This is a genomic window from Actinokineospora pegani (assembly GCF_009745975.1).
Lineage (GTDB): Bacteria > Actinomycetota > Actinomycetes > Mycobacteriales > Pseudonocardiaceae > Actinokineospora > Actinokineospora pegani.
In genome coordinates this window covers 231,787-246,369 of the sequence record NZ_WHOL01000107.1, presented here as the reverse complement: position 1 = coordinate 246,369, position 14,583 = coordinate 231,787, and the positions used below count along the sequence as shown (strand labels likewise).

15 protein-coding genes are annotated in these 14,583 nt (G+C 73.9%); 9 read left to right on the top strand and 6 right to left on the bottom strand.

What is annotated here, in order from left to right:
- Nucleotides 1-89: 89 nt before the first annotated feature.
- The 4 genes from pruA to GCL84_RS21010 all read left to right on the top strand — a co-directional run bounded on the left by pruA (nt 90) and on the right by GCL84_RS21010 (nt 4,448).
- Nucleotides 90-1,736 carry an L-glutamate gamma-semialdehyde dehydrogenase gene (gene pruA / locus GCL84_RS21025; protein ID WP_156757228.1) on the top strand — a complete coding sequence of 549 codons (1,647 nt, stop codon included), beginning with the start codon at nt 90-92 and terminating at the stop codon, nt 1,734-1,736.
- Complete coding sequence (locus GCL84_RS21020; RefSeq protein WP_156757227.1) at nt 1,736-2,677, top strand: proline dehydrogenase family protein; 942 nt, start codon at nt 1,736-1,738, stop codon at nt 2,675-2,677. The genes pruA and GCL84_RS21020 overlap by 1 nt, the downstream gene beginning before the upstream one ends.
- Before the next feature lie 197 nt (nt 2,678-2,874).
- The gene (locus GCL84_RS21015; RefSeq protein ID WP_156757226.1) at nt 2,875-4,026 is read left to right on the top strand and encodes a PP2C family protein-serine/threonine phosphatase; all 1,152 of its coding nucleotides are present in this window, start codon (nt 2,875-2,877) and stop codon (nt 4,024-4,026) included.
- 38 nt (nt 4,027-4,064) lie between these two features.
- Nucleotides 4,065-4,448, top strand: coding sequence for an STAS domain-containing protein (locus GCL84_RS21010; RefSeq protein ID WP_156757225.1), 384 nt, complete (start codon nt 4,065-4,067; stop codon nt 4,446-4,448).
- 19 nt (nt 4,449-4,467) lie between these two features.
- Here the strand turns inward: GCL84_RS21010 and GCL84_RS21005 are convergent, their stop codons facing one another.
- From GCL84_RS21005 to GCL84_RS20990, 4 genes are all read right to left on the bottom strand, one after another.
- Nucleotides 4,468-5,391, bottom strand: a complete 924-nt coding sequence (locus GCL84_RS21005) for an NAD-dependent epimerase/dehydratase family protein (RefSeq protein WP_156757224.1) — start codon at nt 5,389-5,391, stop codon at nt 4,468-4,470.
- Nucleotides 5,392-5,425: 34 nt separating this feature from the next.
- Nucleotides 5,426-6,193 carry a precorrin-6A synthase (deacetylating) gene (gene cobF, locus GCL84_RS21000; protein WP_235926528.1) on the bottom strand — a complete coding sequence of 256 codons (768 nt, stop codon included), beginning with the start codon at nt 6,191-6,193 and terminating at the stop codon, nt 5,426-5,428.
- Nucleotides 6,171-6,524 carry a DUF4383 domain-containing protein gene (locus tag GCL84_RS20995; RefSeq protein ID WP_235926527.1) on the bottom strand — a complete coding sequence of 118 codons (354 nt, stop codon included), beginning with the start codon at nt 6,522-6,524 and terminating at the stop codon, nt 6,171-6,173. The genes cobF and GCL84_RS20995 overlap by 23 nt, the downstream gene beginning before the upstream one ends.
- A 215-nt stretch (nt 6,525-6,739) precedes the next feature.
- Nucleotides 6,740-7,300 carry a vitamin K epoxide reductase family protein gene (locus GCL84_RS20990; protein ID WP_156757222.1) on the bottom strand — a complete coding sequence of 187 codons (561 nt, stop codon included), beginning with the start codon at nt 7,298-7,300 and terminating at the stop codon, nt 6,740-6,742.
- 107 nt (nt 7,301-7,407) lie between these two features.
- Here GCL84_RS20990 and GCL84_RS20985 point away from each other — a divergent pair, with 107 nt between their 5' ends.
- Nucleotides 7,408-7,863, top strand: coding sequence for a DnaJ family domain-containing protein (locus GCL84_RS20985; protein WP_156757221.1), 456 nt, complete (start codon nt 7,408-7,410; stop codon nt 7,861-7,863).
- Here GCL84_RS20985 and GCL84_RS20980 read toward each other — a convergent pair.
- The gene (locus GCL84_RS20980; protein ID WP_156757220.1) at nt 7,851-8,222 is read right to left on the bottom strand and encodes a hypothetical protein; all 372 of its coding nucleotides are present in this window, start codon (nt 8,220-8,222) and stop codon (nt 7,851-7,853) included. The genes GCL84_RS20985 and GCL84_RS20980 overlap by 13 nt on opposite strands.
- Before the next feature lie 65 nt (nt 8,223-8,287).
- Between GCL84_RS20980 and GCL84_RS20975 the strand changes: the two genes are divergently transcribed.
- Nucleotides 8,288-9,184, top strand: coding sequence for a TIGR03619 family F420-dependent LLM class oxidoreductase (locus tag GCL84_RS20975; RefSeq protein WP_156757219.1), 897 nt, complete (start codon nt 8,288-8,290; stop codon nt 9,182-9,184).
- Here GCL84_RS20975 and GCL84_RS30695 read toward each other — a convergent pair whose 3' ends face one another.
- Nucleotides 9,185-11,437 (bottom strand): M20/M25/M40 family metallo-hydrolase, encoded by a 2,253-nt coding sequence (locus GCL84_RS30695; protein ID WP_197523405.1) that lies wholly within the window; start codon nt 11,435-11,437, stop codon nt 9,185-9,187.
- Between the two features lie 165 nt (nt 11,438-11,602).
- Between GCL84_RS30695 and GCL84_RS20965 the strand changes: the two genes are divergently transcribed.
- The 3 genes from GCL84_RS20965 (at nt 11,603) to GCL84_RS20955 (ending at nt 14,573) form a co-directional block, all read left to right on the top strand.
- Nucleotides 11,603-12,340, top strand: coding sequence for a class I SAM-dependent methyltransferase (locus GCL84_RS20965; protein WP_197523404.1), 738 nt, complete (start codon nt 11,603-11,605; stop codon nt 12,338-12,340).
- A 151-nt stretch (nt 12,341-12,491) separates the two neighbouring features.
- Nucleotides 12,492-13,730 carry an Nramp family divalent metal transporter gene (locus GCL84_RS20960; protein WP_156757216.1) on the top strand — a complete coding sequence of 413 codons (1,239 nt, stop codon included), beginning with the start codon at nt 12,492-12,494 and terminating at the stop codon, nt 13,728-13,730.
- Nucleotides 13,731-14,174: 444 nt separating this feature from the next.
- Nucleotides 14,175-14,573, top strand: coding sequence for a chromosome partitioning protein (locus GCL84_RS20955; RefSeq protein ID WP_156757215.1), 399 nt, complete (start codon nt 14,175-14,177; stop codon nt 14,571-14,573).
- The last annotated feature ends 10 nt before the right edge of the window (nt 14,574-14,583 follow it).

The window sequence follows — 14,583 nt, the reverse complement described above, 5'->3', positions numbered from 1 at the left end:
CAGCGCGGACCTTTGTCCACCTGTCCGAATCACCCCAGGCCCGGGGCGGGTTCACTGGAGGGCACACCGAGCGGCGACCTGGAGGTTCCATGGAGGCCATCACCACCACCCCCCAGCCGGTCAACGAGCCCGTCGGCTCGTTCGCCCCGGGCAGCCCCGAACGCGCGCGGCTGCGGACCGCGCTCGCCGACCTGGCCGCCACCCCGACCGAGGTCCGCCACGTGATCGGCGGCGAGCACCGGCGCGGCACGGGCCCGGTGACCGACGTCGTCCAACCCCACCGGCACGCGGCCGTGCTGGGCACCCGCACCGACGCGACCGCCCAGGACGCGCGCGACGCCATCGCCGCCGCGTCCGCGGCCGCCCCCGGCTGGCGGGCGCTGCCCTTCGACGAGCGCGCCGCGGTGTTCCTGCGCGCCGCGGACCTGCTGGCCGGGCCGTGGCGGGAGACGCTCACCGCCGCGACCATGCTCGGGCAGTCCAAGACCGCCTACCAGGCCGAGATCGACGCGGCCTGCGAGCTGATCGACTTCTGGCGGTTCAACGTCCACTTCGCCCGCCGGATCCTCGCCGAGCAGCCCATCTCCTCCCCCGGGGTGTGGAACCGGGTCGACCACCGGCCGCTGGAGGGGTTCGTCTACGCCATCACCCCGTTCAACTTCACCGCCATCGCGGGCAACCTGCCCACCGCCCCGGCGCTGATGGGCAACACCGTGCTGTGGAAGCCCTCCCCCACCCAGGCCGTCGCCGCGTACTGGACGATGAAGCTGCTCGAGGCCGCCGGGCTGCCGCCCGGGGTGATCAACCTGGTGCACGGGCCCGGCCCGGTCGTGTCCGACGTCGCGCTGGCCGACCGGCGCCTGGCGGGCATCCACTTCACCGGCTCGACCGCCACCTTCCAGCACCTCTGGCAGCGGGTCGGGGCCCACATCGACCGCTATGACACCTACCCCAGGCTCGTCGGGGAGACCGGCGGCAAGGACTTCGTGCTCGCCCACAGCTCCGCCGACCCCGCCGTGCTCACCACCGCCCTGCTGCGCGGCGCGTTCGACTACCAGGGGCAGAAGTGCTCCGCGGCCTCCCGGGCGTTCATCCCCGCCTCGGTGTGGAAGACCATGGGCGAGGACCTCACCGCCGAGGCCGCCGCGCTGAGCTACGGCGACGTCACCGACCTGTCGCACTTCGGCGGCGCCGTCATCGACCAGCGCGCCTTCGACCGCAACGCCGCCGCGATCGCCCGCGCCAAGTCGACCCCGGGCCTGACCATCGCCGCGGGCGGGCACGCCGACGACAGCGAGGGCTGGTTCGTCGACCCGACCATCGTGCTCGGCGACGACCCAGCCGACGAGGTCTTCCACACCGAGTACTTCGGCCCGATCCTCGCCGTGCACGTCTACGACGACTCCGCCCCCGGGTCGTTCGACGCGGTGCTCGAGCAGGTCGACCGCGGCTCGGCCTACGCGCTGACCGGCTCGGTCATCGCCGACGACCGCCACGCCGTCGCCCACGCGGGCGAGCGCCTGCGGTTCGCCGCGGGCAACTTCTACGTCAACGACAAGCCCACCGGCGCCGTCGTCGGCCAGCAGCCCTTCGGCGGCGCCCGCGCCTCCGGCACCAACGACAAGGCGGGCTCGGCGCAGAACCTGCTGCGCTGGACGTCGCCGCGCACGGTCAAGGAGACGTTCGTGCCGCCCACCGACCACCGCTACCCGCACCAGCGGGCGGAGGGCAACTGATGGCCAACCCGCTGCGCCCCGCCCTGCTCGCCGCCGCCCGCTCGCCCCGGGTGCGCCGCGCCGTCACCCGGACCCCGGCGACGAGGTCGCTGGTCGAGCGGTTCGTCGCCGGGACCACCACCGCCGAGGCGGTGGCCACCGCGGCCGAGGTCCTGTCCTCCGGCCGCGCGGTCACCATCGACCACCTGGGCGAGGACACCACCGACCTCGCCCAGGCCGAGGCCAACACCGCCGAGTACCTCACCCTCCTCGCCGCGCTGCCACGCTCGGTCGGCCCCCTCGACGGGCTGGAGGTGTCGTTGAAGCTGTCCGCCCTGGGCCAGTCTCTGCCCCGCGACGGCCACAAGACCGCCCAGGAGAACGCGCACGCGATCTGCGCCGCGGCCCAGGCCGCGGGCGCCCTGGTCACCATCGACGCCGAGGACCACACCACCACCGACTCCACCCTGTCGGTCGTGCGCGAACTGCGCGCGGACTTCCCCACCCTCGGCGCCGCCCTGCAGGCCCACCTCAAGCGGACCGAGGCCGACTGCCGCGACCTGTCCGGCCCGGGATCGCGCATCCGCCTGTGCAAGGGCGCCTACCGCGAACCCGCGTCGGTCGCCCACCAGGACAAGGCGGCGGTGGACGAGGCCTACCTCCGCTGCCTGCGCGTCCTGATGGACGGCGACGGCCACCCCATGGTCGCCACGCACGACCCCGCCATGATCGCCGCCGCCACCCGCCTCGCCCTCCCCGCGGGCCGCTCGACGCGCGACCTGGAGTTCCAGATGCTCTACGGCATCCGCGACGCCGAACAGCGGCGCCTGGTCGAGGACCGGCACACGCTGCGGGTGTACCTGCCCTACGGCGGGCAGTGGTACGGCTACTTCATGCGCCGCCTCGCCGAGCGCCCGGCCAACCTGACGTTCTTCCTGCGCTCCCTGATCTCGCGCGACTGACCGCCACCGCGTCGACCCGGTCACGACACCCGCCGTCCACAGCCGACCGTTTGACCCGTCCGGACCGGAGGTACCCCACTGCGCGACGGGAACGCCCGCGCAGATCCCCCCTCTGGCGCGGGACCCGAAACGGGCCCTGGTCCGGTCAGCGCGCCCCGACCGGACCAGGGCCCGTTCCTGGGCGAAAGGGCAGAGCCGTGGTGTGGTCGCAGGACGCGGTCGAGGCGTGGGAATCCACCTACGAGCAGGTGCTGCTCGGCATGGACGAGGGCGTCTGCCTCATCGAGCGCACCAGCGCCGACCCCGGCCGGGAGCCCGACTACCGCTACCTGTGGACGAACCCGGCGTTCACCACCCACTCGGGGGTCAGCGACGCGGTAGGGCGCACGCTGCGCGAGATCGTGCCCGCCGACGAGGCCGACGGCTGGTGCGCCACCTACGACGAGGTCTGGCTCGACGGCAACCGGGCCCGGTTCACCAAGTCGCTGACCTCGCAGGGGCGCATCCAGGAGCTCACCGCGTTCACCGTGCCCCCGCGCGGCGAGCACGGCCCGGTGCTGGCCGTCGTCTTCACCGACATCACCGGCGACGTGCTGCACCAGGCGATGCGCACCACCCGCGAACGCGAGCTCAACGAGATCGCCGCCACCCTGCAGCACGCGATCCTCGGGCCGACCACCTCGCTGCCCGCCGGGATCGCCGCCCGCTACCGGCCCGCCACCGACCTGTCCCCCGGCGCCGATCCGCTGCTGGTCTGCGGCGACTTCCACGACGTGGTCGTCCTGCCCGGGGGCCGCTGCGCCCTGGTCGTCGGCGACGTCACCGGCAAGGGACTGCGCGCGGCGTCGGTGATGGGCCAGTTGCGCAGCGCCACCCGCGCCCTGGCGCTCGAGGACCGGGGGCCCGCGCACACCCTGACCGCGCTGGACGGGTTCGCCCTGCTCATGCCCGAGGCGCACATGACCACGATCGTCTGCGCCGTCGTCGACACCGGCACCGGCGAGGTCGTCTACGCCTCGGCCGGGCACCCGCCGCCGGTGCTCACCGACGGCCACCGCGCCCGCCTGCTGCCCGGCACCGGTGAGCCGCCCCTGGCCACCCTGCGCGGCCTGCGGCGCACCGAGCGGCGCGAGCGCATCGACCCCGGGGGCGCCCTGCTGCTCTACACCGACGGCCTCGTCGAACGCCGCGACCAGATCATCGACCGGGGCATCGACCGCGCCGCGCTGGTCCTGACCACCCTGGCCACGCTCTCGGCGGACACCATCGCCGACCGGCTGCTCGACCTCATGCCCCCCTCCGACCCGCCCGACGACACCGCCCTGGTCGTCTACCGACACCACCGCTGACGGTGTTTGCGCAGGTCGACGGGCGGGTAACCACACCCATGGCCCGCACCCGCACCGTTCCCTCGGTCACCTGGACTCCCCCCTGCGTGGTCCTGACCCTCACCGGCGAGGTCGACATCGCCCTGAGCCACCCGCTGGCCCGCTCGGTCGACCAGGCCCTGCGCCTGCTCGACGAGCACCGCGACCCGCCGCCCAGCGTGGTCGTCGACCTCACCGCCGTGAGCTTCCTCGACTCCACCGGCCTGCACCACCTCATGCGCCTGCGCCGCGAGGCCGCCGAACGCCCGCGGCCGGTCCTCGTGCACCTGAGCATCGACCCCGACCAGGACGGCATCCGGCGACTGTTCTCGATCACCGCGCTGGACACCGTCTTCCCCATCCACGCCACCACGGCCGAGGCGATGGCGGCCCCGGCCACCTGACGCCCGGGCGGGCGCGAGGTCACCCCTTGTCGCGCACCGCCTGGACGGTCTCGAGCATGGCGGGGTCGACCGACCGGCCCGTGGCGCCGTCGAGGTGGAGGGTGTTGAGCAGCAGCGAGCCGACCTGGCCCGCGTCGAGGCCGGGTTCCCTGCCCGCGAGCCGGTAAGCCAGGCCCGCGAGGGTGAAAGCCAGCCGGAACACCGCGGGCGGCAACGACCGCACCGGCCTGGGGCGCCCGGCGGCGCTCGCCAGCCTGCCGATGAGCTGGGCCCAGGTCAGGTTCTCCTCGACGGCGGGGATGTCCGCGCCGGACCGCGCCAGCAGGGCCTCCACGGTCAACTCCGCGACGGCCGCGGCGGTGGTGGTAGCGGTGCCGCCGGGCGGGGCAAACAGGGGCGACCTGCCGCTGACCCACCTCACCAGGCCATCGGCCCAGTTCGGGAACCGCTCGCCCGCGCGGCCGAAGACGAAGGGGACCTCGATCACCGACACCGGCAGGTCCGGGCCCGCCGCCGCGCGCCCCTGGGCGGCCTGCTCGACGCGGGAGCGGATGTAGGGGTGGGTCTCGACCAGGTCCCACTCGGGGTGCGCGCGGTGGAAGTGCGTGAAGTACGAGCCGAGCACGACCGCCGTGCTCGCCCCCGCCTCCCGCGCCGCCGTCAACAGGGTGACCACCGAGTTCACGTTGCCCGCGTGCAGCGACGGGTAGACCGGCCGCTTCGGGACGTCGCGGTCGTCGGCGCCCGCGGCGAACACGACCCCGTCGCAACCCTCGACGACCGGCCGCCACGTCCCCACGGTGGCCGTGCCCGCGTCGACGACGTGGTCGACTCCCGCACGCCTCGTGCGCGCCGCGGCGACGACGGTGTGCCCCCGCTCCCGCAACCGGCTGACGATGTGCTGACCGATGAGACCGCTGGCGCCCACGACAAGAACCTTCACCGGACCATGATCGCACCGGCAGGCCGCGCGGGTCTCAGGTCCGGCGCAGCAGGTAGCTGTCCATGATCCAGCCCTTCGCCGCCCTGGCCTTGTCCCTGGTCTCGCGGATGTGCTCGGCGACCGCGCCCAGCGGCCCGGAGACGAGGATCTCGTCCGCGGTGCCCACGTAGGCGCCCCAGTGGATGGTGAGCCCCGGCTCGTCGACGTAGCGCAGGTAGGCGTTGCCCGCGTCCAGCATCACGACCACGTCGTCGACCCCGTCGGGCCACCCGGCGGCGAGCCTGCGGCCGGTGGTGATCTGCACGGCCCCCGCGACCTGGTTGAACGTCACCCCGTGCCGGGCGGCCAGCGCCGAGATGCTGCTGATCCCGGGCAGCACGCGCGTGTCGAACCCCACCGTGCCCCGCCCCGCGACGTCCTCCACGACGGCGATGATGCTGTCGTAGAGCGCCGGATCGCCCCACACCAGGAACGCGCCGACCTCGCCCGGCCCCAGGTTCTCGGCGATCATCCGCTCGCACACGTCCGCGCGCCGGGTGCGCCAGTCCACGACCGCGTCGGCGTACCCGGCCGCCGCCCGGTCCCGCGGCGGGTCCTCGGCGCGCACCACCCGGTAGCCCCCGTCGGGCACGTGCGCGGCCAGCACGGCCTCCCGCAGGTCCGACAGCTCCCGCGCCTCGCCGGGCTTGTCCAGGAAGAAGAACACGTCGGCGCCGCGCAGGGCGGCCACCGCGTTCACGGTCACGTCCCCCGGGTCGCCCGCCCCGATCCCGACCACGTCAATCCGAGCCCGTTCGCCCACCGCGACCACCACCTTCCCCGCGACACGCTACCGGCGGGCCACGGCGGGCAGGCGGGGTGCCCGCCCGGGTCACGACGTGGGCCCTGCCGGGCACGACCAGACCGGACACGACCATCACCGCGCCCAGGACGAAGTGCAGCCAGTTGCCAGCGGTGTTCGCGGGCAACAGGTTGGCCACGCTGCCGTAGTCGACCAACGAGCCGTACGCGCCCAGGACGATCGCCACGGCACCGCCGCCCAGCAGGTACCCGCGCGCTCCCGCCACGGTCCGCGCGATGCTCAGGCCGACCACGCCGAAGCCCAGGTGCACCGCGTTGTGCAGCAGGGACACGGCGAACAGGCGAGGCCCGCCAGGTCGCCCAGAAGATCCTCCTCAAGCACCCGGCCACGGCCCCGTGGTGGGCCGACCACCCGAGGGAGTGGGCCCCGGAGGACGCCACCGAAGACCACTGGCCCGACCTCGACATCGACTGCACGGCGCGACGCTGGTCACCTTCACCTTGAACTGGTGCTCTCAGCAGGGTGTCCGCGGAGGACGGGCGCCGCTCAGCCGGTGAAGTAGTCCCAGAAGGCGATGGCCACCGACAGCACGACCACCACGTACCAGAGCGCGAGGACCTCGCGGTGCACCTTGCGCACCGGCGCCAGCCTCGGCCAGGTGTCCAGGGAGGAATAGAGGAACAGCGGGATCATCACCGCCCACACCACCATGCAGTACGGGCACAGCGCCCGGATGTCGTAGAGGCTGGCCACCATCAGCCAGTGCACGAACACGACCCCGAACAGCGTGCCCACCCACAGGCCCACCTGGTACCAGCGGGGCGGGGCGAACCCGGCGAGCATGGCCACGCCGGTGGTGACGACCACGGCGAACGCGGCGATGCCCAGCAGCGGGTTGGGGAACCCGAACGCCGCGGCCTGGGCGCTGTCCATCACCGAGCCGCAGGACACGACCGCGTCCACCGAGCAGATGGGGATGTAGTCCGGGTCGCGCAGCTTGGCGATCTTCTCCAGCGTCAGCGCGATGGCGGCGAGCAGGCCCAGTCCGCCGCCGATGGTGTAGAGCCAGGCCAGGCGGGGGCGGGGCGCCGGTGCGGTGCTGCTCATGGCCCGATCGTCCCACTCGCGGGATGGAGCCCGGGTGAGCCCGCGCGACCGGGCGCCGACTGTGGTCGTGGGTAGCCTGGGACGAGGTGTTCGCGGGGAGGTTCCGGATGACCGAGCGCAAGCCGTCGGGTGTCGACTTCGAGTCCTGGGTGGAGTCGCGGATCCGCGAGGCCCGTGACCGGGGCGATCTCGACGACCTGCCGGGGGCGGGCAAGCCCCTGCCGCGCGGCGGGGACTGGCTGACCGGGTACCTGCGCCGCGAGGGGGTGTCGACGCAGGAGATGCTGCCGCCGCAGTTGCGGTTGCGCCGCGAGGTGGAACTGCTGCCCGAGCGGATCGGCGGGCTGCGGACCGAGGCCGCCGTGCGCGAGGTGGTGTCCGACCTGAACGCCCGCATCGACCAGTGGATGCGCACCGGGTCGGGCCCGGTGCTGGTGCGGTTCGTCGACGAGGACGCCGTGGTCGACGGGTGGCGCGCGGCGCGCCCCGGGCCGGAGCCCGCGCCGGGGCCGGTGACCGCCGTGGAGCGGTCGCGGCGGCGCTGGTGGGGTCAGCGGCGGTAGAAGCGGTTGCTGGCAGGCAGGTAGAGCAGCACCTGCGCGGCGGCCGAGAGCGCGATGCCGATGACAACGAGCCCGCGCACGGTGGCGTCGGCGATGTCGGGCAGCAGCGCGACGGCGAACCCCCACATCAGCAGGGTGATCGCGGTGGCGGCGATCCGGGGCCCGCGCCACGGCCGGGTGGTCAGCGCGTGCGCGGCCAGGTAGAGGATGAGGAAGACGCTGGCCAGGGCGAACCAGGCCAGGGCGGCGGCCAGCGCCAGCACGGCCGCGGTGATGACCGGGCGCGGTGGCCGCGGGGCGGTGTCGGCCTCGGCTCGCCGCCGTTCCCGGCGACGCGCCCACTTGTCCTGCTCCTGCACGGTGGGCAGGGTAGTGCGGCGGGTTTGGGTGGCGGAACCGGGCCGAGCGGGCGGAAGATGACCTCATGGGTGTCGGGTTCTCGGTGCCGCAGTTCGGTCGGGTCGTCGAGGCCGGTCGGGGGCGCCTCGGCGAGGTCGTGTCCGGTTTCAGCGCGCGGGTCGAGGCGGCGGGCGCGGACAGCCTGTGGGTCGGCGACCGGCTGCTGGTGCCGGTGGAGCCCTCGGTGGGCTACGCCGGGCGGGACACGATCCCGGCGATGTTCCGCACGACGGTCGACCCGCTGGTGGTGCTGACCGTCGCCGCCACGGCCACCACCCGGGTCCGGTTGGGCACGAACGTGCTCAACCTGCCCTGGTACAACCCCGCGCTGCTGGGCCGCGCGCTCGCGTCGCTGGACGTGGTCTCGGGCGGTCGGGTGGTGCCGGGCTTCGGGACGGGCTGGTCGCCGGAGGAGTACGCCGCGGCCGGGGTGCCGTGGGACGGGCGCGGGGCCCGGGTGGACTCGGCGCTGGACGCGCTGGAGCGCTGGTGGTCCGACGACGTGGTCGAACACGACGGTCCGGCCTGGTCGATCGCCCCCTCCCACGTCGGCCTCAAACCCACGCGCACCGAGCGGGTGCACCTGGGCGGGCGGGCCGACGCCGCGCTGCGCCGCATCGGCCGCCGTGGCGCGGGCTGGCTGCCCGCCGTCGTCGCCGCCGACGAGCCCGCCGACCCCGCGCCGTTGCGACGCGCCCGCGACACCATCGCCGCGGCCGCCCAGGAGGCGGGCAACAGCACCGACATCGCCGCGGTCGTGCGGGTCAACGCGCTGCCCTCGGCCACGGTCGGCGCCCTCGCCGGGACCATCAGGTCACTGGGGGCGGCCGGGTTCCCGGACACCTTCGTCGACCCGCACGCCGTCGCCGCCGACGTCGACGAGTTCGCGGACTGGGCACTGCGCGTGCTGGCCGAGCTCTGATCAGAACCGGGCGGTCGCGGTGACCAGCGCGCAGTCGTGGGGGCGAGTGCCCGAGGGCACCAGGATCGAGTCGGGCGGGCGGGGGCCCGCCGTGGCGGCCGGACCGTCGGGCAGGCCGATCCACTGGTCGGCCAGGTGCAGGTCGAGGGTGGCGCCGGTCGGCGCCGAGCAGGTCAGGGTGGCGCCGTCGCGCTTGCCGTAGAGCTCCAGCGGGACGGTGGCGTCCACCTTCGTCCCGTCGACGGCGCACTCGGTCACCGCAGAGGTGACGGTGAGCTGCGTGCGCCAGGACTGCGGGGCGGGGCTGACCCGAACGGACACCTCACGGCGGTCGGTCGTGGCGTCGGTGAGCACCTGGGCGGCGGGGGCGGGCAGGTCGTGGGCGGGGGCCGGGGCGCGCAGCACGGGGTCGCCGAGCAGCGGGTAGGTGTCGGACAGGTCGACCCGCTCCGGGTTGTCGCCCAGCGCCTTGACCGTCCACGGGTCGGTGGCCGGATCGGGGGACAGCCAGGTCGCGCCCGCGGGTTCGCGCAGGTAGATCAGCGAGTCGGGACGGGGCTGGGTGGGGGTGAAGCCGGTCAGCGCGGTCCCGGTGGCGATGAGCAGCACGGCGACGGCGGCCAGGGCGCCCGCGGCGCGGCCGGGGGCGGGGAACTGGCCCAGCAGCGGGATGAGGTGCAGCGCGCCGAGCAGGGTCGCGGCCATCGCCGCGGCGGCCAGCGCGGTGCCCAGCGCCGTGTAGAGGCTCAGCGAGACGGTCGGGAACAGCGCGGCGGCGACCAGGACCGGCGGGATCGCCAACGCGACGCCGACGGTGTCCGACTCGCGCTCGCGGCCCACCCACCACAGGGCGGGCAGGGCGGCCAGCAGCGGCCACTGGAACAGGAACGACCCGCCGGGCAGCGTGAACACCACCGCCAGCAGCAGCACGGCCGTCAGCGTCGTCGTCGCCGAGAGCAGGTCGGTCAGCGAGCGGCGGCGCAGCACCCGCACGCCGAGGACCAGCACCGCCAGCGCCAGCGCGGTGAACCCGCCGAGGAACCAGCCCCGGTTGTAGGGCTCGCTCAGCGGCAGGAACTCCAGCCCGGGCCGCACGAGCGCCACCGCGAACCACACGGCCGCCCCCAGCGCCGCCGCGCCCGCGACGGTCCCCAGGGCCGCCAGGGTGGTCGTCACCAGCCGGGCCGGGCGGGCGCGGACCAGCAACCACACCAGCAGCCCGACCGTGACCAGCGCCAGCGGGACGACCAGCGCGTCCGGGTAGTGCACCAGGACCCGGGCGAACAGGTCGAAGTAGACCGCCCGCCCGCCGGGGCCGCCGCCGAGGTCGTCGTCGCCGAGGTCGTCGTCGCCGAGGTCGTCGTCGCCGAGGTCGTCGACCAGGCCGACCATCGTCTCACCGTGGTGCTGCAGGCTGCCCCGGTCGAGGGTCTCGGGGGTGTCGTTGGGCGAGTGGTAGTCGTGGACCTCGTTGATGAACGCGGAGTTGAGCCCCCGCGCGCCCGCCTCGGTGAACACGGTGAAGTCGGTGCTGTTGGGCAGCAGGGTGTAGACGGCGGCGGCCAGGGAGTTGGCGATCGGACGGCTGGACGCGCCCGCGAACGCCTCGATGTGGTCGGCGTTGTCCGCCCCGGTCTGGAACATCCACACCGGGCCGCCGCTCCCCCGCGCCTCGAAGTTCAGCACCGGGCCCGCCACGCTGTGGCGCTCGGTGTAGGCGCGCGCGCCGAGCAGGCCGAGTTCCTCGCCGTCGGTGAACAGGAACACCACGTCGTTGCGGGGCGGGTTCGCCGCGGTGGTGCGCAGCGTCTCCAGCATCGCGGCGACGGCGGCCCCGTCGTCGGCGGCCCCGGGCCCGGTCGGCACCGAGTCGTGGTGGGACACCAGCGTGATCGCCCGCGGTGGCCGCGGGTCGGTGCCCGCGACCTTGGCGACGACGTTGTGCACGGTGGCCAGCCGCTGCACCCCGGAACGGGCCAGCAGCACGTCGTCGGTCTCGGTGTCGACCACCGCGCCGAACCGGGTGGCGGTGTCGGCGATGTACTGCCGCACCCGGGCGTTGTCGTCGGTCCCGATCGGGTGCGGCCGCTGCGCGACCCGCTCGACGTGGACGAACGCCCGCTCGGCCGAGAACCCCTCCGCCTCGGCCCCCCGCGGTTGTGGCGGGGCGAACCCCAGCAACGCCACCACGGCGACCACCGCGGCGGCGAGGAGCCCGAGCAGGGCGGTGCGGAACGGTGTGCCGTCGGTCACCACCCGACTCTAGGACTCCGCACCCGGTGAGCGCCGGGGATCCGGTCACCGTCTCGGCGGTGTCGGCGATGTCCCTGGCCGAGCGCGGGCAGTATGGAGGTCACGGTGGACCCCGACAACGATCTGCGGGCGGGCGACCCACCACCCGGAGATGGAGGCGGCCTGATGTCCCACGCGCAGTTCTACGACACCATCGGAGCCGCCTACACCGTCACGCGGCGCACCGAGCCGCGCATCGCGACCCAGCTCTGGGCCGCGCTCGCCGGCGCGCGGACCGTGCTCAACGTCGGTGCGGGCAGTGGCTCCTACGAGCCCCCCGACCGTGCGGTCACCGCGGTCGAACCGTCGGCGGTCATGCGGGCGCAGCGCCCCGCGGGCGCGGCGCCGTGCGTGGCCGCCTTCGCGGAGAACCTGCCGTTCGAGGACCAGTCCTTCGACGCCGCGATGGCTCTCGCCACCATCGACCACTGGCAGGACCCGATCGCGGGTCTGCGCGAGATGCGGCGTGTCGCTCGCCGCGTGGTGGTGCTCACGAAGGACTTCAGCGCCCTCGATCTGTTCTGGCTGGATCGTGACTACCTGCCCGAGCGCGCTGGTCTTGTCGTCGACCGGCCGTCGCTGGACGAGCTGGCCCGCTCGATCGGGGCCCGGGTGGACCCGGTGCCCATCCCGTGGGACTGCGCGGACGGCTTCTACGAGGCCTACTGGCGCAGGCCCGAGGCGTACCTGGACGAGGACACCCGCCGCGGGATGTCGATCTGGGCCAGGGTCGGGCCCGCCGCCGAGCAGCGGGCGGTGCGCGGCCTCCGCGAGGATCTCGCATGCGGCCGGTGGGCCGAGAGCAACCGCGGCTTGGTCGACCTCGACGCGGCCGAGCTCGGCGTGCGCCTGCTTGTCGCCTGACCCGGTTTTGTGAGCGGTGTGCGTGGTGGCGCGCGGGTAGTTGTCCTGCGGGGGCAGCCCGGGGCGGTCTCGGCCCAGGGGCGTTGTGCGCGCCGGCCACGGCCGTGAATCATCGGCGTGGGCGTGGCCCCAGCAGGTGAGGAGGTTCGGGGTGGTCGAGTCGGCGGTGCGGTCCGGCAGGACACTGCGGACGAGGTTGCGGACGATCGCGGGACTGATGGGGCCCGCGTTCGTCGTCGCGGTCGCCTACGTCGACCCGGGGAACTTCGCGACCAACATGTCCGGCGGCGCCGGGTACGGGTACCTGCTGCTGTGGGTGATCGTCTCGGCGTCGGTCGCGGCCATGTTCATCCAGTACCTGTCGGCGAAGCTGGGCGTGGCCACCGGGCGCAACCTGCCGGAGCTGTGCCGCGAGCGCTACCCGCGCCCGGTGGTTGGCGGGTTGTGGGTGCAGGCCGAGCTGGTGACGATGGCGACCGACCTGGCCGAGTTCGTCGGCGCGGCGGTGGCGCTGAACCTGCTGTTCGGCATCCCGCTGTTCCCGGCGGCGCTGATCACCGCCGTGGTGTCGTTCGCGATCCTGGCGCTGGCGCCCAGCGGCAGGCGCACGTTCGAGACCGTCATCGTGACGCTGCTGGCCATCGTGCTGGCCGGGTTCCTGTACCAAACGCTGAAACTGGGGCCGCTGACCGAGGCGGGCGCGGGCCTGGTCCCCGGGTTCGCCGGAGTGGACAGCGTCCTGCTGGCCACCGGCATGCTCGGGGCCACGGTCATGCCGCACGCGATCTACCTGCACTCCGCGCTGACCCAGCACCAACACCGCGGCGACGCCGCCGAGCTGCGCCGCACGCTGCGCGCCAACACCGTCGACCTGGGCATCGCGCTCAGCCTCGCCGGGCTGGTGAACGTGTCGATGCTGCTGGTCGCCGCCGGGGCGCTGCACGGCACCGACCTGCCCGCGGAATCGCTCGAGGACATGCACGCCGGGCTGGGCGTGACCCTGGGCGGCGGGGCGGCGGTGGCGTTCGCGGTGGCGCTGCTGGCCTCGGGCCTGGCCGCGTCGAGTGTCGGCACCTACGCGGGCCAGGTGGTCATGGAGGGGTTCCTGCGCCGCCGCATCCCGTTGTCGCTGCGCCGGTTGGCCACCATGGTCCCCGCGCTGGGGGTGCTGGCGCTCGGGGTGGACCCGACGCGGGCGTTGGTGCTGTCGCAGGTGGTGTTGTCGTTCGGCATCCCGTTCGCGCTGCTGCCGCTGGTGTTTTTGGGCCGTCGCCGCGACGTGATGGGGGAACTGGTGAACAAGCCGCTGACCACCGCCGTGGGCATGGTGCTGGCGGTCATGATCTCGGGGCTGAACCTGTTCCTGCTGTACCGGACGCTGTTCACCTGAGTGAATATCCGGAATTCCGGACACATGCTGTCAAGGTGCGTTTTCGATCGCGTGTCGGGCCCTCACGTGCCGCAGTGATCGTTGAACCTGTGCGCGGTTCATCATGGAACTGACGCTGGTCTCCAGGCCGTCGCCGCCCCACAACGGGATGTTCGTGCCCTGGTAGAAGACATTGCCCCAGCTCGGGGTGCTGCGACCGCCGTCGTCCATCGCAGGATTGCTTGCGCGAGCGGGGCGGGCCCCAAGACTTCCTGTCGCCCGCGCCTCGCCCCGCGGGGTGGTGAATCCGACCCGCCGCACCACCGGCCGGTCGGGTGCGGGGTCCGGTGGATGATCATGTCCTGCCGGTGGGTGGCGGTGGCGCCAGTCGGGCGGATTCCGATGATCACCGGCGCCGGGTGTGGTGTGCTTGAGGCAGCGTCAGTCTGCCGGAAGGGGTGTCTCGTGGAGGTCGTTGTCGGGATCGTCATTGCCTGGGTGGTCGCCAAGGCCCGCCGGGCGGCGACACGCGCGGACGGGGTGGCCGACGCCGCCATCGACGCGGCGGTGGACCGGGTCGGCGAGCTGGTGATGGGCAAGCTGGGTGGCGATTCGGCCGTGCAGCGGTTGGAGCTGGAGGCCGCGCGGGGCGAGGTCGGTCAACTGACCCAGAACCGGGTGGCGCTGTCGCTGGAGGCGGCGGCGGCCGATGACGAGGAGTTCGCCGTCCGGTTGCGGGAGGCGGTCGCCGCGACCAAGGCGGACGCGTCGAGCGTGCGCTTCGTCAACCAGACCATCTCCGGCACGGTGCACGGCACCGCTATCCAGATCGCGGGCGACGTCAGCGGCGACATCCGCCTGTAGACGCGCGAGC